Annotated in this window: 25 protein-coding genes; 17 read left to right on the top strand and 8 right to left on the bottom strand. The window is 46.5% G+C overall.

What is annotated here, in order from left to right; genetic code table 11:
- Positions 1 to 23 precede the first annotated feature (23 nt).
- Positions 24 to 608 carry a hypothetical protein gene (locus tag PPA03S_RS03750; protein WP_062320015.1) on the bottom strand — a complete coding sequence of 195 codons (585 nt, stop codon included), beginning with the start codon at positions 606 to 608 and terminating at the stop codon, positions 24 to 26.
- A gap of 230 nt (positions 609 to 838) precedes the next feature.
- On the opposite strand from PPA03S_RS03750, the gene PPA03S_RS03745 reads away from it, so the two are divergent.
- A complete protein-coding gene (locus tag PPA03S_RS03745) occupies positions 839 to 1141 on the top strand; it encodes a YunC family protein (protein WP_062320013.1) in 303 nt (100 codons plus the stop codon).
- Between the two features lie 123 nt (positions 1142 to 1264).
- Here PPA03S_RS03745 and mtnA read toward each other — a convergent pair whose 3' ends face one another.
- Positions 1265 to 2338, bottom strand: a complete 1074-nt coding sequence (mtnA, locus tag PPA03S_RS03740) for an S-methyl-5-thioribose-1-phosphate isomerase (RefSeq protein ID WP_062320010.1) — start codon at positions 2336 to 2338, stop codon at positions 1265 to 1267.
- A gap of 46 nt (positions 2339 to 2384) precedes the next feature.
- Positions 2385 to 3602 carry an S-methyl-5-thioribose kinase gene (gene mtnK, locus PPA03S_RS03735; RefSeq protein ID WP_062320008.1) on the bottom strand — a complete coding sequence of 406 codons (1218 nt, stop codon included), beginning with the start codon at positions 3600 to 3602 and terminating at the stop codon, positions 2385 to 2387.
- 299 nt (positions 3603 to 3901) lie between these two features.
- Here mtnK and PPA03S_RS03730 point away from each other — a divergent pair, with 299 nt between their 5' ends.
- The 9 genes from PPA03S_RS03730 to PPA03S_RS33635 all read left to right on the top strand — a co-directional run bounded on the left by PPA03S_RS03730 (position 3902) and on the right by PPA03S_RS33635 (position 11977).
- Positions 3902 to 4363 (top strand): Dps family protein, encoded by a 462-nt coding sequence (locus PPA03S_RS03730; RefSeq protein WP_062320006.1) that lies wholly within the window; start codon positions 3902 to 3904, stop codon positions 4361 to 4363.
- Between the two features lie 128 nt (positions 4364 to 4491).
- Positions 4492 to 5067: a DUF1802 family protein gene (locus PPA03S_RS03725; RefSeq protein ID WP_062320004.1), complete on the top strand. Its 576-nt coding sequence runs from the start codon at positions 4492 to 4494 to the stop codon at positions 5065 to 5067.
- Between the two features lie 373 nt (positions 5068 to 5440).
- Positions 5441 to 6220, top strand: coding sequence for a Fe-S cluster assembly ATPase SufC (gene sufC, locus PPA03S_RS03720; RefSeq protein WP_062320002.1), 780 nt, complete (start codon positions 5441 to 5443; stop codon positions 6218 to 6220).
- Between the two features lie 24 nt (positions 6221 to 6244).
- Positions 6245 to 7549, top strand: a complete 1305-nt coding sequence (gene sufD / locus PPA03S_RS03715; RefSeq protein ID WP_062320000.1) for a Fe-S cluster assembly protein SufD — start codon at positions 6245 to 6247, stop codon at positions 7547 to 7549.
- Complete coding sequence (locus tag PPA03S_RS03710; protein WP_062319998.1) at positions 7546 to 8766, top strand: cysteine desulfurase; 1221 nt, start codon at positions 7546 to 7548, stop codon at positions 8764 to 8766. The genes sufD and PPA03S_RS03710 overlap by 4 nt, the downstream gene beginning before the upstream one ends.
- Entirely contained in the window at positions 8756 to 9187 is a 432-nt protein-coding gene (gene sufU, locus PPA03S_RS03705) for a Fe-S cluster assembly sulfur transfer protein SufU (RefSeq protein ID WP_024629096.1), read from the top strand. The genes PPA03S_RS03710 and sufU overlap by 11 nt, the downstream gene beginning before the upstream one ends.
- A 20-nt stretch (positions 9188 to 9207) precedes the next feature.
- Complete coding sequence (sufB, locus tag PPA03S_RS03700; RefSeq protein ID WP_062319997.1) at positions 9208 to 10605, top strand: Fe-S cluster assembly protein SufB; 1398 nt, start codon at positions 9208 to 9210, stop codon at positions 10603 to 10605.
- Positions 10606 to 10983: 378 nt separating this feature from the next.
- Complete coding sequence (locus PPA03S_RS34180; RefSeq protein ID WP_062319995.1) at positions 10984 to 11703, top strand: M23 family metallopeptidase; 720 nt, start codon at positions 10984 to 10986, stop codon at positions 11701 to 11703.
- 142 nt (positions 11704 to 11845) lie between these two features.
- Complete coding sequence (locus tag PPA03S_RS33635; protein WP_208642727.1) at positions 11846 to 11977, top strand: YjcZ family sporulation protein; 132 nt, start codon at positions 11846 to 11848, stop codon at positions 11975 to 11977.
- 135 nt (positions 11978 to 12112) lie between these two features.
- Here PPA03S_RS33635 and PPA03S_RS03690 read toward each other — a convergent pair whose 3' ends face one another.
- Entirely contained in the window at positions 12113 to 13162 is a 1050-nt protein-coding gene (locus tag PPA03S_RS03690) for an HD-GYP domain-containing protein (protein WP_062319992.1), read from the bottom strand.
- A 124-nt stretch (positions 13163 to 13286) separates the two neighbouring features.
- A complete protein-coding gene (locus PPA03S_RS34175) occupies positions 13287 to 14033 on the bottom strand; it encodes a molybdenum cofactor biosynthesis protein (RefSeq protein WP_062319990.1) in 747 nt (248 codons plus the stop codon).
- 122 nt (positions 14034 to 14155) lie between these two features.
- Here PPA03S_RS34175 and PPA03S_RS03680 point away from each other — a divergent pair, with 122 nt between their 5' ends.
- The 7 genes from PPA03S_RS03680 (at position 14156) to PPA03S_RS03650 (ending at position 20932) form a co-directional block, all read left to right on the top strand.
- The gene (locus PPA03S_RS03680; protein ID WP_062319987.1) at positions 14156 to 15586 is read left to right on the top strand and encodes a bifunctional metallophosphatase/5'-nucleotidase; all 1431 of its coding nucleotides are present in this window, start codon (positions 14156 to 14158) and stop codon (positions 15584 to 15586) included.
- A 69-nt stretch (positions 15587 to 15655) separates the two neighbouring features.
- On the top strand, positions 15656 to 16780 hold the full coding sequence (locus PPA03S_RS03675) for an HD-GYP domain-containing protein (protein ID WP_062319986.1): 1125 nt from the start codon (positions 15656 to 15658) through the stop codon (positions 16778 to 16780).
- Between the two features lie 218 nt (positions 16781 to 16998).
- Positions 16999 to 18135, top strand: coding sequence for a radical SAM/CxCxxxxC motif protein YfkAB (gene yfkAB, locus PPA03S_RS03670; protein ID WP_157283929.1), 1137 nt, complete (start codon positions 16999 to 17001; stop codon positions 18133 to 18135).
- 46 nt (positions 18136 to 18181) lie between these two features.
- Complete coding sequence (locus PPA03S_RS03665) at positions 18182 to 19570, top strand: hemolysin family protein (RefSeq protein ID WP_062319984.1); 1389 nt, start codon at positions 18182 to 18184, stop codon at positions 19568 to 19570.
- 197 nt (positions 19571 to 19767) lie between these two features.
- Positions 19768 to 20007, top strand: a complete 240-nt coding sequence (locus PPA03S_RS03660) for a spore coat associated protein CotJA (RefSeq protein WP_062319982.1) — start codon at positions 19768 to 19770, stop codon at positions 20005 to 20007.
- Entirely contained in the window at positions 19997 to 20272 is a 276-nt protein-coding gene (locus tag PPA03S_RS03655; RefSeq protein ID WP_062319980.1) for a spore coat protein CotJB, read from the top strand. The genes PPA03S_RS03660 and PPA03S_RS03655 overlap by 11 nt, the downstream gene beginning before the upstream one ends.
- A gap of 90 nt (positions 20273 to 20362) precedes the next feature.
- The gene (locus tag PPA03S_RS03650) at positions 20363 to 20932 is read left to right on the top strand and encodes a manganese catalase family protein (protein ID WP_062319978.1); all 570 of its coding nucleotides are present in this window, start codon (positions 20363 to 20365) and stop codon (positions 20930 to 20932) included.
- A gap of 172 nt (positions 20933 to 21104) precedes the next feature.
- Here the strand turns inward: PPA03S_RS03650 and PPA03S_RS03645 are convergent, their stop codons facing one another.
- The 3 genes from PPA03S_RS03645 to PPA03S_RS03635 form a co-directional block, all read right to left on the bottom strand.
- Positions 21105 to 22097, bottom strand: coding sequence for a 3-oxoacyl-[acyl-carrier-protein] synthase III C-terminal domain-containing protein (locus PPA03S_RS03645; RefSeq protein WP_062319975.1), 993 nt, complete (start codon positions 22095 to 22097; stop codon positions 21105 to 21107).
- A gap of 54 nt (positions 22098 to 22151) precedes the next feature.
- Positions 22152 to 22502, bottom strand: a complete 351-nt coding sequence (locus PPA03S_RS03640; protein ID WP_062319974.1) for a hypothetical protein — start codon at positions 22500 to 22502, stop codon at positions 22152 to 22154.
- 187 nt (positions 22503 to 22689) lie between these two features.
- Complete coding sequence (locus tag PPA03S_RS03635) at positions 22690 to 23058, bottom strand: carboxymuconolactone decarboxylase family protein (RefSeq protein WP_062319972.1); 369 nt, start codon at positions 23056 to 23058, stop codon at positions 22690 to 22692.
- Positions 23059 to 23069: the final 11 nt, after the last annotated feature.

Here is a 23069-nt window from a genome sequence, read left to right as displayed (position 1 = left end):
CTTTTGGTTAAATGCTGATTAAGTTAGAGAAACTCATCGATTTCATTGGTTCGGAACGAATACACTTGTTTTTCATCCACATGGTAGACGCTCACAATACTGTTTTCCCGGTCAAAATTCAAGATGCGACAGGGAATGCTCTGATGTTTGCCGTTCTTGTTGTTCACAACAATCCGTGTAAGCCGGTTCTCTTTGATCAGGGTATCAATCCATACGTCGAATGAATTCCCGTTGGTAGTGTTGAGTGGTTCGGCCGAAGGCGTTTTCTGGGAAGCAGGTGTTTCTGTCTGGTTCTGCGGTGCGGCTGGAACAGGAACAGGTGAAGCCGTCGCTTGTGTTGGAGAAGACGTCTTCTGTTCTTCATTAGGTTGTGATTTTTTTCGTCCTTTATGAAGTGAAGCGAAGGCGTCCTTCTTGGACTGGAGTGTCACTTCGATAATTTTGCCAAGCTCTATGCCCGATTGAATCCGAAAGTCTGCAATTTGTTCCTCTTTGTTTATGAACTCCAACAGGGACTGCAGTGCCAATGCATTCGAGCGGCTCTTAATAAGAATATCGACATTAAATAAAAAGCCGATTTCTTCTTTGTTGGATAAGGTTTCTTTCATTCATCCCAGCCCCGTTAAAAGATATGTCAGCTTATAAAACGCTTCAATACACTATATCATTAAAATACCAATAATCATAGTGCTGGAGACATAGAAAATAAGTAGCCGAATTGGCGAATTGAAGCAGAATATAAGCATTTCCATCCCTTTTCCGCAGGTGTCCACACGGCAATTCAGCAACAGGCATACAATTATCGTGACCTGTGGAAGAGGAGGTGTATCGGGAAATTATGGTGACAATGGAGCCGATTGTGGTTGGAGAGCATGTCTTGGTCGGGGTAGAGGTGAAGCTGCCCAAAACGACATTACTGACGATTAATACATCCAAAGGATATATCATGTGCGGAGCACTCGATGTGGGATTACTTAATGAGAAGCTTGGGGATCGCAAAATTATTGCAGCTCGGGCGGTTGGCGTGCGCACATTGGACCAGCTGCTGCATGCACCTATGGAGTCGGTGACAACGGAAGCAGAAGCGATAGGCATAACGGTTGGCATGACGGGTGTAGAAGCATTACTCAAGATGATCTAGTCCATGAATAATTAATGATGAACAAGGGCTCCCCAAGTGGGAAGCCCTTGTTATCGATCCTTTCAAAAATGAAAACGAACTTTACAACCATAACTACATCTTGGTGTACTTTGCTTTCGCGAATTAAGCTTCATCCTTGGAGAACAAGGCAGCCAGATTCTCTTGGAAAGGAGCGCGAACAACACCTTTTTCCGTAATAATGGCCGTTACATATTCATTAGGAGTGACATCAAAAGCCGGGTTGAATACTTTCACACCTTGCGGTGCTGTACGTTTGCCAAATCCTTCGGTTACTTCCTCCGCAGCACGTTCCTCAATTGGAATAAGATCTCCCGATGGCGTAGACAGGTCAATGGTGGACAGTGGGCTGGCTACATAGAACGGAATATTGTGCGCTTTGGCAAGGACCGCTACGCTGTAAGTTCCGATTTTGTTAGCTACATCCCCATTGGCAGCGACGCGGTCTGTACCAACGATAACGGCCTGAATCCAGCCCTTGGACATCACCATGCCTGCCATGTTGTCGCAGATCAAGGTAACGTCAATACCGGCTTGCTGGAGCTCGAAGGCCGTAAGGCGTGCACCCTGAAGGACAGGACGGGTTTCGTCTGCGAATACTTTCAGGTTGATGCCGCGCTCGTGAGCGAGGTACATCGGTGCAGTCGCTGTTCCGTATTTCGCGGTTGCAAGTCCGCCTGCATTACAGTGTGTAAGTACACCCATTCCGTCTGCGAACAAAGGAAGAGCGTTTTCACCGATCATGCGGCAAACTTCTTCGTCTTCTTTTTGAATTAAGAGAGCTTCTGCTTCAAGAGCAGCATTGCTATCTTCAATGCTTGCACCGGATTCAGCAAGGTCACTGGCTTTTTGCATCATGCGATCCAGCGCCCAGAACAGGTTGACTGCTGTGGGACGGGACGTGGCAAGATGAGCACAGATGGATTTTACATGATCCAGCCAGCCTTGTACGGCTAGTCCGTCATATGCCTTGGCACCGAGTACTACGCCGAATGCAGCAGCGATCCCGATCGCGGGAGCACCGCGTACTTTCATCGAGTGGATGGATTCCCATACTTCCTCGGGTGTATACAGTTTCAGCATCAGAATCGTTTCAGGCAGCAGACGCTGGTCAAGCATTTCGAGCTTGTCCTTTTTCCATATAAGGGAGGACAGAGGCTGATGTTCAGGGGTTGTCATGGATGTTCCTCCGTTCCTTGAGTTAAGCCTTTATGAGTTCCTTTAGTTACACTTTGAGGGTAGTAACCGCAGTAGCTACAGTATCTAGGAGTTCACCGATAGTATTCAGAGTGCGATTACGCTTGATGAGTGCTTTACCGATCGCCAGCGCTTTGCGCTGAGCACGTTCACGTTCTGTCGCTTCTTCAATCGTATCGATATCTGCGACATGTGCAAGTCCGACAATACGGCGGACCATTTTTGCACCTGCGAAGCCAGCAGAATCTCTGAATAATTGTTGTATATAAAGGTTTTCATAGCCAGGCGCTTTAGCCATGGGATCAACCAGATCCGAAGCCCACAGGCTGCGGAAACGGGATTCGAATTCAGTCCATACGTCATGAACCATATCCAGCAAAATCATTTCACGTTCAAGAAGAGCCGTCTGATCCTGAATTCGGCCTGGCAGGGAAGCGTAATGGAGAAGCAGGTTGGCAAGTACGGCCCCCACATCGAATCCCATGGGACCAAAATACGCAAATTCGGGATCAATAACTTTGGTGGATTCAGGCGTAACAAAAATGCTGCCTGTGTGCAGATCACCATGAAGCAGAGCTTGACCATGAGTCAAAAATTTCTCGCGCAGTAAGGCTACTTCAAGATGAAGTTCTCCATCTGTACGAAGTGCTTCCGCTTCATCTTCAATGGAAGGCTCATAATTGTTTTTCTCAGCCATGCGATATGGCTCATCAAAGATCAGATCTTCTGTTATTTTGCATTGATCCGGATTGACGAATCTGCCTTGTTTCTCCTTCTTCAGCTGCTGGTTCATGCCAAGGTCTGACGTGAAAAATAATGTTCTTGCCATGAACTCCCCTATATGCTGTGCAAAGAGAGGATATGTTCCGCCATCAATGAGGCCTTTGCGCATAATCACATGATCGCTCAAATCTTCCATCACCGTTAACGCAAGATCGTCATCATAATGGTACACTTCAGGCACCATTCCCGGACAGAGGCGATACTCTTCCTGCAAGATTTCCCGTTCAATTCTGGCACGTACCAGAGACAGCGGCCAGGATTCTCCGACCACTTTCGCATAAGGAAGAGCCTGTTTGATAATGATACTTCTATCGGAGTTCTGGTCCGTGATATGGAAAACCAAATTCAGATTGCCGTCGCCAACCTCACGACATGCCAGATTTGCATCTGCCGCAAATGGACCCGGTAATGTTTTGGCCAGTTCGATTGCTTCCTGGGGGGTTAAAGGGTGATATTGGGACAAGAATGCCACCTCCATATATATGAAGAAACAGGAAAACCCACTTCTTTGCTTGGTATATGTCAGTATATCGGAAATAGCTGGGGAATTGTACCCTTTTTTTGAGACAACCCACACTAGACTTGTTTCGAACTTCCTGTGCAAGGGTAAAAACAAATAGGCCGGACGGTTGATAGAAATACCGCCGACAAAGCTCTCCGCCATCAGGTGGTGCCGAAATGGTAAATCTCTGTCATTCACATTCAGGGAACCTGATTCAAGTGTATGTCAGACTAATTTTATAATAAAAGGATGGGATTAAGATGGCTACAAAAAACAAAACAAATCAAGCAAAATCGGTGGAACAAGTACTTAATCGTCAGGTGGCAAACCTGAACGTCCTGTATGTTAAAATCCATAACTATCATTGGTACGTAAAAGGACCTAACTTTTTCACGCTGCACGTAAAATTCGAAGAATTCTATAATGAAGTAACTGTACAAATGGATGAAATAGCTGAACGTATCCTTACCCTCAAGGGAAGCCCTGCGGCTACAATGAAAGAGTATCTTGAATTGTCTTCCATCCAGGAAGCAGCAGGTGGCGAAGACGCAAAAACAATGGTGCAGAACCTGATTGAGGATTTTGCGACATTGTCGAACGAGTATCAGGAAGGTATTGAAGTAGCAGAAGCTGCGGAAGACCAACCAACATCCGATATGCTGACAGGTTTCAAAGCCGATCTGGAGAAACATATGTGGATGCTTCGCTCTTTCTTGGGCTAATTCCAGTCTTACCGGTCGATTTGGTTCGTCGCCTTGCCAATAGAGATTTGCTTTTATCCCATTCACATTGTCAGAATAACGTCAAGCGACTATACTGCTGACAAGACTGATTTCGGGAGGACAACTTTATGTTAGGCACAACGATACCAGCATTAAAAGAATGGGCCTCCGCAATCCGGGCATTGGAAACAGGTCGCCAGATTATGGTGATGCGTAAAGGCGGGATTGTGGAGGAAACCAAACGTTTTGAGTTGAAAAGTCCAGCATTCTATCTGTATCCGACTTACGAACATCAGCGTAAAGAACTGGTAAAGTCCTCTGATCATTTCTATGTTGAGGAATCACTGGCCGAATGGGTGCCGGAGGCTTCGACGATCCGTCTCACGGCATATGCTGAAGTGACACAGGATCTGGAGATCAGAGATCAGGAGATGCTGGATCGACTTCTTGAACTTCATATGTGGACGGCGGATTTTGCCGAATACCGCCTGAAGTGGAAACGCAAAGATCCACTTCACGTATTGATACTTCGAGTGTACCGTTTGAAGGAACCGATGGAAATTCCCGTATTGCCCGAATACAACGGATGCCGATCATGGATTTCCATTCCGAATGGTCCGGTGCCGCGCGAAATGACGCCGGTGTTGGACGTTGCGGATTTTGACGAACAGGTGCAGAAAATTAACGAGGCACTCAAAATGTAATGTTATTTAACGAAAGGACTTGTCCGGTGGATGGATAAGTCCTTTTTTGGTTTGAGAGGAGCAGATTCGATAAAAAGTGAATTACTGTGATTTTTCTCACGGTTTATTTATGACGAAGAGCATTGTCATTTGATTCAATCCGTCTTTTATTATAGAATCAGATAGAATAATGTTTCCTGTAAGGGACAAAAGAGTTCTTAGGAAATGACTTGATAATCATTGAGAATCAGTTTAGAATTATTCTAAAGTGATTCTTGCTTTGGAGATTGGAGTACAGGAGAAATTCAGGGGAAGCCCTGTTCAGATAATTAATAGGCGCTTTTTCGTTTTCGACAGTAAACATCAATTTAATCAATGGAGGGAAACAATACACATGGCTACGAATTTCGTCATTGAAGGTCTGAAAGCGACGATCGAAGGTAAGGAAATCCTGAAAGGCATCAACCTGGAAATGAAAGGTGGAGAAATCCACGCCATCATGGGTCCGAACGGAACAGGTAAATCAACACTGGCTTCTGCACTTATGGGGCACCCTAAATATGAAGTAACTGACGGTACAATTACACTTGATGGTGAAGATGTACTGGATATGGCTGTAGACGAGCGCGCTCGTGCAGGTCTGTTCCTGGCTATGCAATACCCGAGTGAAATTGCTGGTGTAACGAATTCTGACTTCCTGCGTAGCGCAATCAACGCACGTCGTGGTGAAGGTAACGAGATCTCCCTGATCAAGTTCATTCGCCAAATGGAAGGTAAAATGAAAGAGCTCGACATGAATCCTGAATTTGCTCACCGTTACCTGAACGAAGGTTTCTCCGGTGGTGAGAAAAAACGGAACGAGATCCTGCAAATGATGCTGCTTGATCCAAAAATCGTAGTACTCGATGAAATTGACTCCGGTCTGGATATCGATGCTCTGAAAATCGTGGCAAACGGTGTAAACGCAATGAAGAGCGAAGATCGCGGATTCCTGATCATCACTCACTATCAACGCCTGTTGAACTACATTACTCCTGACTACGTACACGTAATGATGCAAGGTCGTATCGTGAAATCTGGCGGACCTGAGCTCGCTCATCGTCTGGAAGCTGAAGGATATGACTGGGTTAAGGAAGAGCTGGGAATTACAGACGAAACTGTAGGTCAAGCGTAAAGACAAAACGGAGGAGGATAATCAATGACTACACAAACAATTCTTCCGGTTGAATCTGAAGCGCTTCGCGCCTTGTCGGAAAGCAACAATGAACCCGGCTGGTTGACCGAGCAGCGGCTCGAAGCCCTAAAGCTTGCAAGTGGGCTTGCGCTTCCCAAACTGGAAAAACAAAAAATCGAACGCTGGAATGTCAGCGAGTATGGCACATATAAAACAAGTGCAGCAATTACTTCTTTGGAAGAAGTGCCTGCATCCATTAAGGATCTGGTTCAGGATCAAGCCGAAGGCAGTCTGGTTATCCAGCGCAATTCCGGTACTGTATACTCCAAGTTGTCTGCTGATCTTGCAGCAAAAGGAGTTATCTTCACGGATCTGGCTACAGCCGTTCGCGAACACAGCGATCTGGTAAAACCATATCTGAATACGGCTGTGAAAGCAGATGAGCATTCTCTTGCAGCCCTGCACGCAGCACTATGGAACGGCGGAGTATTCCTCTATGTTCCAAAAAACGTAGAGATTGAAGTTCCATTGCAAGCAGTTCTCCTCACCGATGATGCATCTGCAACGTTTGCTCCACACGTGCTTGTTGTTGCTGAAGCAAACAGCTCTGTCACTTATGTGGATAACTACGTATCCGGCGAATTGTCTTCACCTGTTTTCCATAACGGTGTTGTGGAAGTATTCGTGAAAGCAGGCGCCAAAGTTCGTTTCGCTTCGGTTCATCAGTTGAGCGCGAGTGTTACAGACGTATCTTTCCGCCGTGCAGTAGTAGAGAACGATGGTTCGATTGAGTGGATCGTTGGTGAGATGAACAACGGCGATACGGCAAGCAACACGATGACAGTTCTCAAAGGAAACGGCTCAAGCTCTGATTCCAAAGTCATTGCAGTAGGCTCCGGTTCCCAGAAAATCAACTACACTACTGAAGCACGTCACTTTGGTAAAAACACGCCAAGCCAGATGATCACTCGTGCAGTTATGCGTGAGGAAGCTTCTGCCATCATTAACGGAATTACGAAGATTGAGAAAGGCGCTACCAAAGCGGATGGACAGCAAACAGAAAAAGTACTGATGCTGAGCCCTAAAGCACGTGGAGATGCCAACCCAATCCTTCTCATTGATGAGGATGATGTAACAGCAGGTCACGCGGCTTCTGTAGGTCAAGTCAATGTAGAGCAGATTCACTACTTGATGTCGCGCGGGATTAACCGTACGGATGCGGAACGCCTGATCATTTACGGCTTCCTGGCTCCGGTGGTGGCGGATATTCCTCTGGAAGCACTGCGTACCCAATTGCAGTCTCTCATCGAACGGAAACTGGGACAATGAACCCGTCCATTCGCGAGCAGTTCCCGATCCTCCACCAGGAAATCAACGGACACCCGCTCGTATATCTAGATAACGCCGCGACTTCGCAGAAGCCGCTGGCTGTAATCGAAGCGATTAAACATTATTATGAATACGAGAACTCTAATGTGCATCGTGGTGTTCATACGCTTGGAAGTCGTGCGACAGATGCTTATGAAGGCGCGCGTGAGAAAGTTGCCAAGTTTATCAACGCACGGCGCACACAGGAGATTATTTTCACCCGTGGAACAACGACCGCTTTGAATTTGGTGGCTTCGTCCTACGGACGCACAGTATGCAAAGAAGGCGATGAAATTGTTATTACGCAGATGGAGCATCATAGCAATCTGATTCCTTGGCAGCAGGTAGCCAAGGAAACGGGTGCGACATTGAAATACATTCCGCTTCAGCCAGATGGCAATATTGATCTTGCTGATGTGGAAAAGACGGTTACAAACAAGACCAAAATTGTAGCAATTGCGTATGTATCCAATGTTATGGGTGTTGTTCATCCCGTAAAACAAATCGCTGAAATTGCACACCGCAATGGTGCTGTCATCGTAGTAGACGGTGCGCAGAGCACACCGCACATGAAGGTGGATGTGCAGGATCTGGACTGTGATTTCTACGCATTATCCGGCCATAAAATGTGCGGACCAACCGGAATCGGTGCACTTTACGGCAAAAAGGCGCTGCTGGAGTCCATGGAACCGGTTGAGTTCGGCGGTGAAATGATTGATGATGTTGGTCTCTATGAATCCAATTGGAAAGAGCTTCCTTGGAAATTTGAAGGTGGGACCCCGATTATCGCAGGAGCGGTTGGATTGGGTGCTGCTATCGATTTCCTGGAGCAGATTGGCATGGATGAGATAGCTCATCATGAAAGTGTGCTGGCAGCTTATGCAACGGAACGTATGGCTGAGATTGACGGACTGACCATTTATGGACCAGCCAAGCGTCATGTCGGAGTGGTTACATTTAACCTCGGTGATGTGCACCCGCATGATGTGGCAACCGTGCTGGATGCGAGTGGCGTAGCCATTCGTGCCGGACACCACTGTTGTCAGCCGCTGATGCGCTGGCTGGAAGTCAGTTCAACAGCTCGTGCCAGCTTCTATCTATATAATAACGAACAAGATGTGGACCGGCTTGTCAGCGCCTTAATCCAGACAAAGGAGTATTTTGGCGATGCAACTTGATGATCTGTACCGGCGTGTCATAATGGACCACTACAAAAACCCGCGCAACCGCGGAACATTTGATAATGACGCTGTCACGGTGAATTTGAATAATCCAACGTGCGGCGACCGGATTTCACTGCAACTTTTGCTGAAAGACGGAATCGTTCAGGAAGCCAAGTATACGGGGGAAGGTTGTTCCATCAGCATGTCTTCGGCATCGATGATGACGGAGGCAGTCAAAGGCAAAACGATGGATCAGGCACTCGATATGGCTAACCGTTTCTCCTCACTGATGAAAGGGGAAGAAGTCGATTTCGACGATTATGAAGATCTCGAAGCCCTATCCGGTGTGAACAAGTTCCCTGCACGCATCAAATGTGCCACATTGGCCTGGAATGCACTACGCAAAGGAATTGACGAAGAGGACAATGTACAATAACGATAGGGAGGTAGAGCAAGATGGCTAAAAAAGCACCAGAAATGGAAGAGTATAAATATGGTTTTCGCGACGAACACAAATCCATCTTTCAAACCGGTAAAGGTCTGACTGCAGAAGTTGTTACGGAGATTTCGAAAATCAAGAACGAACCGGAATGGATGTTGGAATTCCGTTTGAAGTCCCTGAAACAGTTCGAAAAAATGCCAATGCCTAAATGGGGCGGAGATCTCGACGGTTTGGATTTCAATGACATCCAGTACTATGTTCGTCCTTCTGAAAAACAAGGAAAAACATGGGAAGAGGTACCTTCCGAAATCAAGGAAACTTTTGATAAACTGGGTATCCCTGAAGCGGAGCAAAAGTTCCTCGCAGGTGTATCGGCTCAGTATGAGTCCGAGGTTGTATACCACAACATGCAAAAAGAATTGGAAGATCAGGGCGTAATCTTCATGGATACGGATACTGCACTTAGAGAGCATCCGGAAATCCTGCGTGAATATTTCGCAACCGTTATTCCACCGGCTGATAACAAATTTGCTGCATTGAATAGTGCCGTATGGTCCGGAGGAAGCTTCATCTACGTGCCTAAAGGCGTAAAATGTGAAGTGCCTCTGCAAGCCTATTTCCGGATTAACTCCGAAAATATGGGACAATTCGAGCGTACACTCATCATTGCGGACGAAGACAGCTTCGTTCACTATGTAGAAGGTTGTACAGCTCCAATCTACAGCACGAACTCACTGCATAGTGCTGTCGTTGAGATCATCTGTAAGAAAAATGCCCGTGTTCGTTACACAACGATTCAAAACTGGGCACCAAATATCTACAACCTGGTTACGAAACGTGCAGTTGCGGAGGAGAATGCAACGATGGAATGGGTCGATGGCAACATCGGTTCCAAACTGACGATGAAATATCCAGCCGTTGTACTGAAAGGCCGCGGAGCTAAAGGTTCGGTTCTGTCCATCGCTGTAGCTGGTAAAAATCAGCATCAGGATGCAGGGGCGAAAATGATTCACTTGGCTCCAGATACAACATCAACGATTGTATCCAAGTCGATCAGTAAACATGGTGGTAAAGTAACCTACCGTGGTCTGGCTTCCTTTGGTCGCCAAGCGGAAGGCGCGAAATCCAATATCAAATGTGATACGCTCATTCTGGATAATGAGTCCACATCCGATACGATTCCTTACAATGAAATCATGAATGATAACATTATGCTGGAGCATGAAGCTACGGTATCCAAAGTGTCCGAGGATCAACTCTTCTACCTGATGAGCCGCGGTCTGACCGATGCTGAAGCAACACAGATGATCATCATGGGCTTTATTGAACCGTTCACGAAGGAACTACCGATGGAATATGCGGTAGAGATGAACAGATTGATCAAATTCGAAATGGAAGGCAGTATCGGTTAATCCGCTGTCATAATCCGTTTCGGAAACGTAGATTCTGATTACGCTGGCTCTACGTCAATTCGTTTCACGTAGTCTTATACAGGGTCAAGGAAAGATCGAGGGAGTTAAATCCCTCGATCTTTTTTTATGATCATTTACTCTCATGTCACTCCCGGCTGGAAGATTCAATTTTAGGCGGTTGGTTGAAAGGAGGAATATAGTTAAACTTTACAGAACATTTTGTTTTAAGTGTAACTGCACCGTCTAGTATATATGCGTGGAGAGACCAGGAGGTTTCCTTATGCGATTCTGGGCAGTGCTTTTTGTAATAAAATAGGATCAATAGCACAAGCTATTTGCTAGACTTACGCATCTAATGATAGAAAAGGATGTGAATGTATGAGCTTAAATCCATTTGAAGGCTATCGCATTACCAGTTCATTTGGCTATCGTATTCATCCTATTTCTGGCGGGCAGACGTTCCATCGCGGCGTTGACCTGGTCACAGAGCCATGGAATGGCCCTGTATATGCATTTATGGACGGGACCGTACGTTTTGCTGCGGAAGGTGTTACGGGCTCAGGATTCGGCGGTTATGGGCTTACTGTTGCAATAGAGGATCATAGGGGGTACTTGCATTGTTATGCTCATCTTTCTCGAATTAAAGTGAAACTCGGACAGCAAGTGAAACAAGGGCAGATGATTGGCAACCAGGGTAGCACAGGGGAAAGTACGGGGCCGCATGTGCACTACGAGGTACGCAAGTCCAGCACACCATCGTATGGATATACGGCTAGTGAGAATGGTGTTGTTGATCCAGGGTTCTACTTGCAATCTGCATATAGTTCAGCTGACGGAGAAACGAAGGAGATGCTTATGACGGCGGATGAGAAGAAACGCTTTATCGCGATGGAACGGACACTGGAAGTCCAATCAGCTTGGATTCAGCAGCAGAAAAAGACCTCCGACATGGCATGCCCGCCTTGGGCAGAGGAAGCGTACCATCACTACCAGTCGTTTATGATGAACGACACAGGCAGTTATGATTTTTGGAGAATGCTTGTCATTATGTATCGCAAGGAAAAGGGAATTAAGGTTTCACCCAATTCCCCAAATTAGCTGGCGGATCAGGAATAACCACTTTACTAATTGTCTTAAACCAGGCAGACAACCATTTATGGAATGTTGCCACTTCGCCCGGTTCATCGAAACGGCCAACGTCATATGTTAGGGTATACCTGAAGAAAGAGGAGGCAATCACATGAGCGAAGTAGGATATGGCTGTGGGGGCAATGTAGGCGGCGTTGGTGGATACAATATGTTCACAAACACTGGTGCGATCTTGGTACTGTTCATTCTGTTGGTTATCATCACGAAAGCATTCTGCGTTTAATCCGGAATGTAGGAATAGGAATTCACAAAAGGGAAGCCATAATGGCTCCCCTTTTTAGCACATGTAGTAACGCAATACTGTATTCTGAGCGTTGACATGCTATATCTATTACATCGCATAACTGTGCAACTCATGCTACTGTACATAAATTTCAACGATAGCGATGTCTCTTTCCTTCGCTAGATCAATAAAGGCTGTAGAGGTCTGTACGAGTGGTCGGAAGTAATCTGCGGGATTGTTCATCACAATCAGGCCAGTTTCGCCCGTAGTAAGCAGAACCCGTTTGCCTATGAAATTGGGCAGCATATGTTTGATGAGCTCTTGGGTAGCCTCGCCGTTCAGTTGACCGAAGCTAAGGCTGTACAGCTCGCACAGAACGGAGATTAGCTCCTGTTTGGTCTGATATACCCGGTTGGTTGTCATGGCACTGTAAACGTCTGCTACGGCTGTTATACGGGCATAAGGGTGAATCTCGTCTCCTTTCAGTCCGTGTGGATAACCGCTTCCATCCTCTCGCTCATGATGCTGGAGCGCGACTTTGGCGAGAAGTTCATCCTGAGTGGATTCCTTAATAATATCGTACCCGTAGAACGTATGCTTCTTCATCTCTGCGAACTCTTCGGGGGTCAATTTCCCCGGCTTATGTAATATTTCATGAGGAATCTTGGACTTGCCAATATCATGAAGGTATCCTGCTTTTGCCACATTGAGACATTCTTCAGGATTGTAGCCCATCCAGCCAGCAATATAAAAAGCGAGCATTCCGACTTGCAGTGAGTGGTTGTAAGTATAATCATTGTCCCCGTCAAGCATCAGCAGCAAGGAGACAACATCCTTTTGTTTTTCAAGCTGTCCCGTCAGGGTTATCAGAATTTCATCGACCTGAGTCTCGTCAATAAAACCTTTCTCCATCGCTTGTTGAAACAGAGATTCGGTACCTTTGATCGTATCGTTAAACAAGGTCGTTAACAAACGGGTTTGATCGGAAGGTAAGGTTTGTGCATCAGAGTGTAGGTCGGTTGTTGTATGCTCTACATCTGCATAATCAATCCCGTGCTGCAGCAACTTGGAAATATCATCGTCGCTGAGCGTGGAACCTTTCATCAGCATGTGGAGACCCGAACGGTTGTACACATCATTTTTTAACAGGTCACCAGGTTTAAGATCAGTAACATGCACTCTCACGTATAAACCACCTTTTCCTCGACTAATATCGACACATAGAATTATAATAACAAGAAAAAAATGGGTTGACAACGACTTATTTACTAATTTCATCACTACTTCAAGAGGTTTAATGACTAATTATTCAGTTGTCCATGGGGTTCCAGGGTCCTAGCTGATGACCTTTCCATTCCGAGCCATCTTCCCATATTTCTTTTTTCCAGATGGGAACAGTCTGTTTGAGTCGTTCAATGGCATAACGGCTTGCATCATAACAGTCATTGCGATGAGGTGAGGAAACAGCGATCACGACGCTGATCTCAGCCACGTCCACCTTGCCAATTCGATGGCTGATCGCACAGCGCACACCTGGCCAGCGTTCGGAGATTTCACTGCCAATCCTCGCCATCTGTGAAAGCGCCATGGGGACGTAGGCTTCGTATTCCAGATAGACGGTTCGTTGTTCTCCGGTCATTTCACGGGTAGTACCTACAAACGTAAGGGCCGCTCCATGGTTTGCAGTAATGACGAGCCCGGTTGTTGCTTCAACGGACAATGGGGACTGGGTTATAAGAAATAATCCGTCATCGGTTCGGTGTTCCGGATAAGAAGACCTATGTTCATGATCGCTCGAATCAGTACCATCTCCTCCAGACACGGGAGGAATTAAAGCGATTTCGTCCTGGGCCTTGATTAAAATATCGGCAGGAGCATACTGCTGATTTACTGCCAAAAAGGAAACACGTATTAAAGCAGCCGCTTCAGGATAAGCGACACCCAGATTTTCTTTTAACTGTACTGGGGTCGGATCAGTCCCCGGGTACTCATATTCAAGCTGGGATGTGCCCAGTCGTTCAGCGATTCCTGCGAATAATTGAATGGTCAATTTCATGCGAATAGCTCACCTCTTTTTCATCTCTAAACCCTTTAAATATATCATAACGACACGGAAAATGTTATGCTTATCCATTAGAGGAATGTACGTTAAGAAGAGGATATGGAGGAGGCGGTGTGATGAGTACCATGAAGACACAAACGTTAACAATTCTGCATACGAATGACATCCATAGTCATTTTGGCACCATGAGCTCCATCGCCGCCATGATCAGACAGGAAAAGGAACAGGCCGAGGATGTTCTGGTACTTGATATCGGGGACCATATGGACCGGATGGCGGTTGAGACGGAAGGGACTCTGGGGGCAGCCAATGTAGATGTACTCAATCTGACCGGTTATGATGCCGTAACGATTGGCAACAATGAAGGATTGACCTTCACCCCAGAGCAGCTGTCCCAATCTTATGCGGGTCTGCTGTGTCCTGTGGTATGTGGAAATGTTGTGGAGCAGGCAACGGGCCTGCCACCTGTCTGGATGAAATCATCTGTTATTGTGGAAAAGGGTGCATTTCGTATCGGTCTGCTTGGGTCTACAGCGCCCTTTACCGCTTTTTATGAGTTGCTGGGATGGAATGTTTTGGATCCAGTGGAGACATTGCGTGAGCAAGTGGAAGCCTTGCGCCCTCAGGTGGATGTACTGGTTGTTTTATCACATCTGGGGCTTTCAACCGATCAAAGAATGGCTGAACAGATCCCTGGCATAGATGTCATCCTTGGCGGACATACACATCATGTTCTCGAAGAACCATTCGTTATTGGGCAAACGGTTCTTGGAGCAGCAGGCAAGTTTGGCCAGTGGCTCGGTAAAGTGGTATTGGAGCGGGAATGTGGAACCAATGAAGTTAGACTGGTGAGCAGTGGTTGTGTTCCTGTCCAGAACGTGATGCTTGAAGAACAGGTTTCCCTGGCTATAGCCACACACCGAACTGAAGCCGCACGTTCACTTGGGCAGACAGCTGTTATTACGGACAGAACCCTAACCATAGATTACGATCGAGAATCTCCGTTTGCTTCATTGCTTGCCCAGGCGGTTCGCCGGTTTACGGGCGCACAAGTGTCACTTGTTAATGCCGGGCAGCTTCTTGGAGATCTACCGGAGGGCGATATTACAAAAGGAATGTTACATTCCCTATGTCCATCTCCAATTAATGCCTGTACAATATGTTTGAATGGAAGTCAAATTCGTGAAGCACTGGAACAGTCCCTGTTGCCAGAGTTTTCACGTAAACCCATTATCGGATTTGGATTCCGGGGGGACATTCTTGGAACATTGTGCATGGATGGGATGGAGGTTGAATATCATCCACATTTGCCTGCGTATGAGAAGATTGGTGCCATGTATATAGATGGCAAGCGGGTTCATGATGAAGATGAATACGTTGTTGGGACTCTCGACATGTTTACGTTTAATGTGGGTTATCATTCACTTGCACGTGGAACCGGCACTTCTTATCGTCTACCGGAATTCATACGTGATCTGCTTGAAATAGAACTAAAAAGACCAGGGGCGCTCGATGACAGTCTGCGATCCCGCTGGCATGCAAAATAACAAGTACTTGCCTTCTGCTGAAGCGGCGGCTAGTGGAAATTACATCTACGGAGCGGGAGAGGATAGGCTGTGCGTTTAGTACATATAAACCTATTGCAGCCTGGCATGAAGCTGGGGAAACGAATTTATAGTGAAGAGGGTCTGGTTCTGCTCAGTGAGGGAGTGGAACTGACCAGTCGGTTGATTGTACGTTTGAAGGATTTGGGGATTGGATATGTATATGTCAATGATGCAGCTACAGAAGATATCATTATTCCGGATATGCTTCGGGAAGAGACCAGGCGCAGAGCATTGGTTGAGATCAAACAGCAGTTCCATAGCATGTCGGGTCTAAAAACCAAAAGTCGAATGCCGCACTTTGGTAAAGCACTCAGTGGGTTAATGAATACGATTCTGGAGGACATTGGTAGTCAGAAGGAAGCCATGATTATGCTGATGGACATGAACTCCAGTGATTTTGACTTGTATAATCACTCTCTCAATGTATGTGTATATACACTGGTTCTTGGTGTGGCATCGGGCTATACTCGGCAGCAGTTAATGGAGATTGGATTGGGAGCTTTACTGCATGATATCGGTAAAACGCAGATCGCTCCAGAGATTTTGCACAAGCCTGCCCGATTGAGCGACGAGGAATTTAAAATCATACAGCAGCATACTACATATGGACATCGTATTCTCAAAGATGAACCGGGTATACCGCTCCTTGCTGCACATTGCGCATTACAGCACCATGAACGAATCGATGGCAGCGGCTATCCATTTGGGTTGAAAGACAATGAAATTCATGAGTATGCCAAATGGCTGGCTCTTGCCGATTCGTATGATGCAATGACGACCAATCGGGTGTATAAACAAGCTTTGCTGCCACATCAGGCGGTGGAAGTCTTATACACGGGTTCAGGTACACTGTATGAACAGCGGATGCTGGAGAAGTTCCGAGACTGTGTAGCAATCTACCCTCTTGGCCTTTCTGTCACGTTGAGTACGGGAGAGATCGGGGTAGTTGCAGACATTCATTCACGTATTCCGCAGCGTCCGCGTATTCGTGTTCTCAAGGATGCTGACGGGCAGATGCTAAGCGCACCTTATGAGATCGATTTGTCTACAGCCCTGTCTACTATGATTACAGGTGTTGAAGGTGTTGAAGACTTACCGCCAACTCAAGCAAGAAGTGAATTTTTTGATAGCTGACGTCTATCTTAACCTAAGTCAGCGCTCATATCGTAATCTGTGGGTCCGTGAAGCTCGCAGATTACGGGGGCGTTTTTTTGTCATGTAATGGACAGAGCATGTTCATGCCAGAGCACAGGGAATTGTGCTATGATTAAAGATAACTCCAAAAAGATTATTGACGGAGTATGATGTAAAATAAACTTTTTAGGTTAATAAAAGGAATAAGGTGAAGAACAATGACCATGCTAAACTCAGGATCGGTACAGCCGATGCCTTTATCGCCGACTAATGATCCTTGGGATCCGATCGGCTCTTTGCGTACATATGGACGCCATGTGCTGACCAGTGTAGAAATGACTGTGACTCATCTGTGCAATATGCGCTGTGAGCATTGTGCGGTAGGCGATATGCTGACGATGCGCGAAGCACCTGCACTTCCTTTGCCGTTGATGTTGAAAAGGCTGGACGAGGTAGAGCATCTTCAGACGATCAGTCTGACTGGCGGGGAGCCGAGCTTCAGCCAGAAAACTGTGGACGAGATGATCATTCCGCTGCTCAAATATGCCAAGGCACGGGGAATTCGTTCCCAGATCAACTCGAATCTGACGCTGGATATCCATCGTTACGAGCAATTGTTGCCTTATCTGGATGTGATGCATATCTCATTCAACTATCTGAATGCCGATGACTTCCACCAAGTCGGGTTTGCGAACAGCGGAAGACCGGTAAAACGTGAAGTCGCAGTGAAGATGTACGAGAAAATGATTGAAAATTCCCGCAAACTCAGCGAAGCGGGCATGTTTATCTCAGCGGAGTCCATGATTAACTTCCGTACCCATGACAAGCTTGAGGGCATTCATCAATTGATTCGTGAGATGGGCTGTGTGCGTCATGAAGTACATCCGATGTATAATTCGAACTTTGCTTCTACGCTGCCCGTGCTTTCTCTGGATCACATGAGAGCGGCTATTCATCGTTTGCTGGATGTGCGTGACAAAGACATGTGGATGTTGTTTGGTACACTCCCATTCTTTGCATGCAGTGCTGCCGATCAGGATCGAGAACTGATCAATCGTTTGTATAACGAACCTAATGTAACTGTACGTAACGATCCTGACGGTCGTAATCGGGTGAACGTCAACATGTTTACAGGTAACGTGTATGTGACCGATTTTGCGGATATCCCGGCGTTTGGCAACATTCGTGACCGAAAGTTGGATGATGTGTTCCATGAATGGTCGGCGGAACATCCTTTGAATCAGACCGTGAACTGTCATTGTGATGCTGCATCCTGCTGCGGACCGAATCTGCTGGTGGCAGATATGTATTACAAAGGTGTGGATTTCAAATCGAGAAAAGCAATCACACGTTGATATTCCAGGTGTATTCCTGAAATAGATCAAAAAGGGGAGTTTCGACTTGGGTATTCATACCGAATTTCATCTCGGGCAGTTGGTATTTAATCTGGTCTGTGTTTTTTTGCTCGTATTTTTGAACGGCGTATTTGTCGCAGCGGAATTTTCCCTGGTTAAAGTAAGACAGACTCGCCTGACTCAATTGCAGAGTGAAGGGAATAAGTTGGCTGGTTATGCATTGAAGGTGAATGGGAAGTTGGATGCTTATTTGTCGGCAACCCAGTTCGGGATCACGCTAACATCGCTGGGCCTTGGTTGGCTCGGTGAGCCGGCCATTTCCGAACTGCTGGTGGAGCCGCTGATGTTCAAACTTGGTGTGGCGGATACGGGGCTTATATCTACGGTGTCGGTCATCATCGGTTTCTGTATCATTACGTTTCTGCACATTGTATTAGGCGAACTGGCGCCCAAATCTCTGGCGATTCAAAAAACAGACGGAGTGGCCTTGTTACTGTCGGCACCGTTGCTGTTATTTTACAAAATCTTCTTCCCGTTTATCTGGGTATTAAATGCGTCGGCCAATGCATTGCTTCGAATGGCAGGTATTGAACCGGCCGGCGAAGGAGAAGCCCATTCGGAAGATGAACTTCGTATTTTGATGAAGCAGAGCGCCAAAAGTGGGGTTATTGACAAGGACGAAATCAAACTGATGGACAATATTTTTGATTTCTCGGACATGCTGGCACGTGAAGTTATGCTGCCGCGTACCGACATGGACTGTCTATATACTCACATGTCTCTGGAAGAAAATCTGAAAATTATCAATACAACGAAGCATTCTCGTTATCCTGTGGCGGTAGAGGATAAGGATGAAATCATCGGCTTCATCCATATTACCGATCTGCTTCTTGCTGAACCGGAACAGCAGCAAAATCTCGCTGGACTTGTTCGTCCGATCTTGAACGTCCCAGAATCAATGGAGATCAGTCATGTGCTGCGTCTCATGCAGAAGAAACATTCCCAGATGACGCTGGTGGTTGACGAGTACGGCGGCACAGCGGGTTTGCTGACTGCGGAAGAGATTCTGGAAGAGATCGTTGGCGATCTGTATGATGAGTTTGAAGACGAGCGCCCTCATATGGAGCGCAGCGGAGAGGCCTTTTCCATTGATGGACGTTCCCTGATTGAAGAGGTTCATGAATGGACCGGAGCGATCATCGAGGATCAGGAAGTCGACACGATTGGTGGCTGGCTGTTCAAGGAGCTTGAAGGCAGTCCGGCCAAAGGCAAAACACGGGAACAGAACGGATATGTCTTTGAAGTGGAGGAATCCACTCGTCTGCGGATTACCCGAGTGAAGGTATACAAGCAGACCATTCCTCAAGAGAATAATCACGAAGAGGAATTATCCGAGCTGCCTTCTTTGCAGAATGATGATGAAACGAACAGGTGAATTGAATACAAGCTATTCTGTATGCAGAAGAAAGTAAGACCTTTGGAAACGGCCCGAGTGGTTCCTTCCAAAGGTCTTTTTTTATTGGGAAGGCGTATAGCTGCAAAATCTAAAACATAGGAATATAGAGACGGGAAAGCGATGACAAGAATGTGTCGTTGGGAAGCATCATTTCATTGATGAAGGAGGCGTTTCTAATGAAAGATCCGCAGCTTCGAGCGTACGCCCCTTTTGTGGGGCCGTTTGATCCATGTAAACCGATTGAAATCCGTACCTATCTGGTTCCTCCGCAATTATTTATCCCATTTCAGCCGATGGGCTGGCCCCAATACAGTCCAGCGGAAGCCTTGAGAATCGGAACGTTGTGGCCTGCTTTGTACAGTCCATATACACCTGCGAGATCGAAGGGGAGGAAGGTGGAAGCGGATGGAACCTGAAACACCAAAAGTCTGTGATGCAAAATACTATGAACTGTTGGAGGAACTCCAGGCCTTGGATTTTGTATTGGTTGAGCTGAACCTGTATCTGGACACCCATCCGGGTGACTATCAGAGCATTGAGCAGTATAACAAATTCAGCCAGGAGCGCATGAGAGTGGCGCATGAGTTTCAGCAATTGTACGGACCGCTGATGAACTTTGGTCATGCGTTCTCCAAATATCCTTGGGAGTGGTCTCAGACACCATGGCCTTGGCAAGTGTGAGTAACAGCCCTGAGCTTCCTTGCAAGCTATCCTGACGGGAGCTCGGGGAAACGTAAGCAGATTAATTTAAATTCTAAAGGGGGCGTCTGTATGTGGGTGTATGAGAAAAAACTGCAATATCCCGTTCGGGTTAGCAAATGTGATCCTCATATGGCAAAATTGCTGGCGGAACAATATGGAGGCGCAGATGGAGAACTGGCGGCTGCCTTGCGGTATTTGAACCAGCGGTATACGATTCCGGACAAGATTATCGGGCTATTGAATGATATCGGTACGGAGGAATTTGCACACCTTGAGATGATTGCCACGATGATCTACAAGCTAACAAAGGATGCCTCAGTGGAACAGCTGGAAGAAGCGGGACTTGGGCCGAACTATGCACAGCGCGATTCTGCCCTGTTTTATACGAATTCTTCGGGTGTACCTTTCACCGCAACTTATATTCAAGCGAAGGGAGATCCCATTGCTGATCTGTACGAGGATATTGCAGCGGAAGAGAAGGCCAGAGCTACATATCAGTGGTTAATTGATCTGACGGATGACGTTGATCTTCAGGATAGTCTCAAGTTTCTGCGGGAACGGGAGATTGTGCATTCCTTGCGTTTCCGGGAGGCAGTAGAGATTCTGAAGGATGATCGGGAGACGAAGAAAATTTTCTGAAAAGGACCACATATCGTTCTTATTGCCGTTCTCTTCCTAGAGAGCGGTTTTTGTCATGGATCTGTCTTATTTCCGTGAAAGTCACCATTCCAGAGCATTACAAAAAAAAGCAGGACAATCCTTTTGGGTAAAAAGGTCTGTCCAGCTTCTTTGAAATCGGTGTATCATGCTCTCAATATTCAACAACCATGGCAACATTTTGCCACCCAGCTCCAACAGTCCAGAACAGCACTTTATCACCACGCTGAATTTGTCCGGACGTAATCGCTCGATGTAATGCAATAAACGGACTGCTGGTTGAGGTGTATCCGAACTCGTCTCCGATGTAGACGGCGATATCTTCAGCAATGCCGATATTCTCGGATACCGAACGAATATTACCGATGGACAATTGGGAGAAGCAAGCGGCTTTGATCTCTTCTGCTCCAATCTCGTTACGACTCAGTAGAGTGCGAATCGATTCAGAGGCTGCACCTACACAGATCGAATCATCAAACGGTATGAACTTTACATGGAAGGCACCAGCATCAACGCCGTTTTGGCCCAGTTTTGCCAGACCTTCTGCCGGGAAGAGGGAATTGCCATACACACAGGTATCGGTCTGATAGATCGAGTCAATAAAACCGACTGCCTGTTCGTCCCGTTCAACAATCACAGCTGCTGCTGCATCCCCGAAATTGGCAAAGTATACGGGATCGTCTGGACTGGCATGAGGAGCCACGTAATCCGAGCCGATAATTAAAGCACGACGAATTCTGGGATTACCCAGCATCTGGCGGCTTACCTGTTCAAAGGCTGCGGTCATGCCTGCGCAGTTGGCATTGCTGTCAATACAGATCGTATGGGATGCCCCGTTAATCAGGCGATGAATCATTAAGGAATTCGTAGGAAAGATATATTCCGGCGTTTGACTTGCATAAGCAATCAAATCGATATCGACACCAGTGAGTCCGGTCTTTTCGAGGAGATTACTGGCCGCCTCAAAGGCCATGCTTAGTGAATTTTCATCATCGTTGTCAATTTTGTAACGTGTATCACGTCCCAGTGCCTTTAACAATCCCCGAATATCTGTACCTCTCGCATCAAAATGTTCAATGTAAAAGTCATTGCCCACCTTGTTCGTTGGATGATAGATATCGATATCTACAATACGAATCCCTGCCATCTTCATTCTCCTCCTGAGCGGATGGGTGAACCCCCAGCTTGTCCGCCTGCTATATTAGGTAGTAACCGTGGAGATGATCTCAAGATTGTCCAGTCCGACAGACCGCCCAAGACGAGACAGCTGCATTTTCAGAATGGCATTATTCTCAAGCGTCAACACCACTTTTTTGTATTCGTCTTTTTTAAACATCTGCAGGCAGCCCTCGAGAAGAGGCACAATTTCCGGAGCAGTTACATTTAACCTTTTGCAATCAATATTCAACGCATACTCCTTGGTGTTAATCGGAGCAATCGTATCCTGATATGCCGAGATGGAACGCAAACCGTCTTCTTGAGAGAAAGAGCCCTCCAGTTCAATGTTTAGCACCTTGTTCGGAACGTCGGTCTTCAGTATAAAACTTCCCATGATTGTTCTCTCTCCTTTAAATGAGTTAAGGCTATCCTGCTAACCAAATCATAGGCCTTGAGGCCCTCGTTCAACTGCTTCTGAGATGTAGGCGGATTCGAAGGATAATTTAACCATATTATAAAGGTAGAGATGTAATAAGATCAATAAAAAAGTCGAATCGTGTATAAAAATGTAGAAGAGTGAATTATTGGATTTCTTCAAGTGTAGCAAGCAATATATTAAAAGCACTGATGACACGGGGAGCCCCCACACACGGTGCCAGGTGAAGCAGAATTCCCTTAAGTTGATCCACAGTTACACCAACGCTAAGTGCCATCGTGTAATGAACGCCTAATTGTTCATATTGTCCCTGCGTGATTAATGAAGAGATTATTGCGACTTCTTTCCACTGATCCGTAATGGTTGTTCGCTGAAAAATATCTCCGTAAGCCGTTCCCATAATAAACTCGGCGAGCTCAGGAAACTGATCCTTTATCGGTGCCAGTGCTCTGGCACCATATTCACCGGAAAGCTTTGCAAAACGCTCTAATCCTTGAGTTACTTGTTCACTCATGCCTTGCTCCT

Origin of the sequence: Paenibacillus pabuli NBRC 13638 (assembly GCF_001514495.1) — a bacterium.
GTDB classification, from domain to species: Bacteria; Bacillota; Bacilli; order Paenibacillales; family Paenibacillaceae; genus Paenibacillus; species Paenibacillus pabuli.
This window is presented reverse-complemented; position numbering and strand designations above follow the sequence as displayed.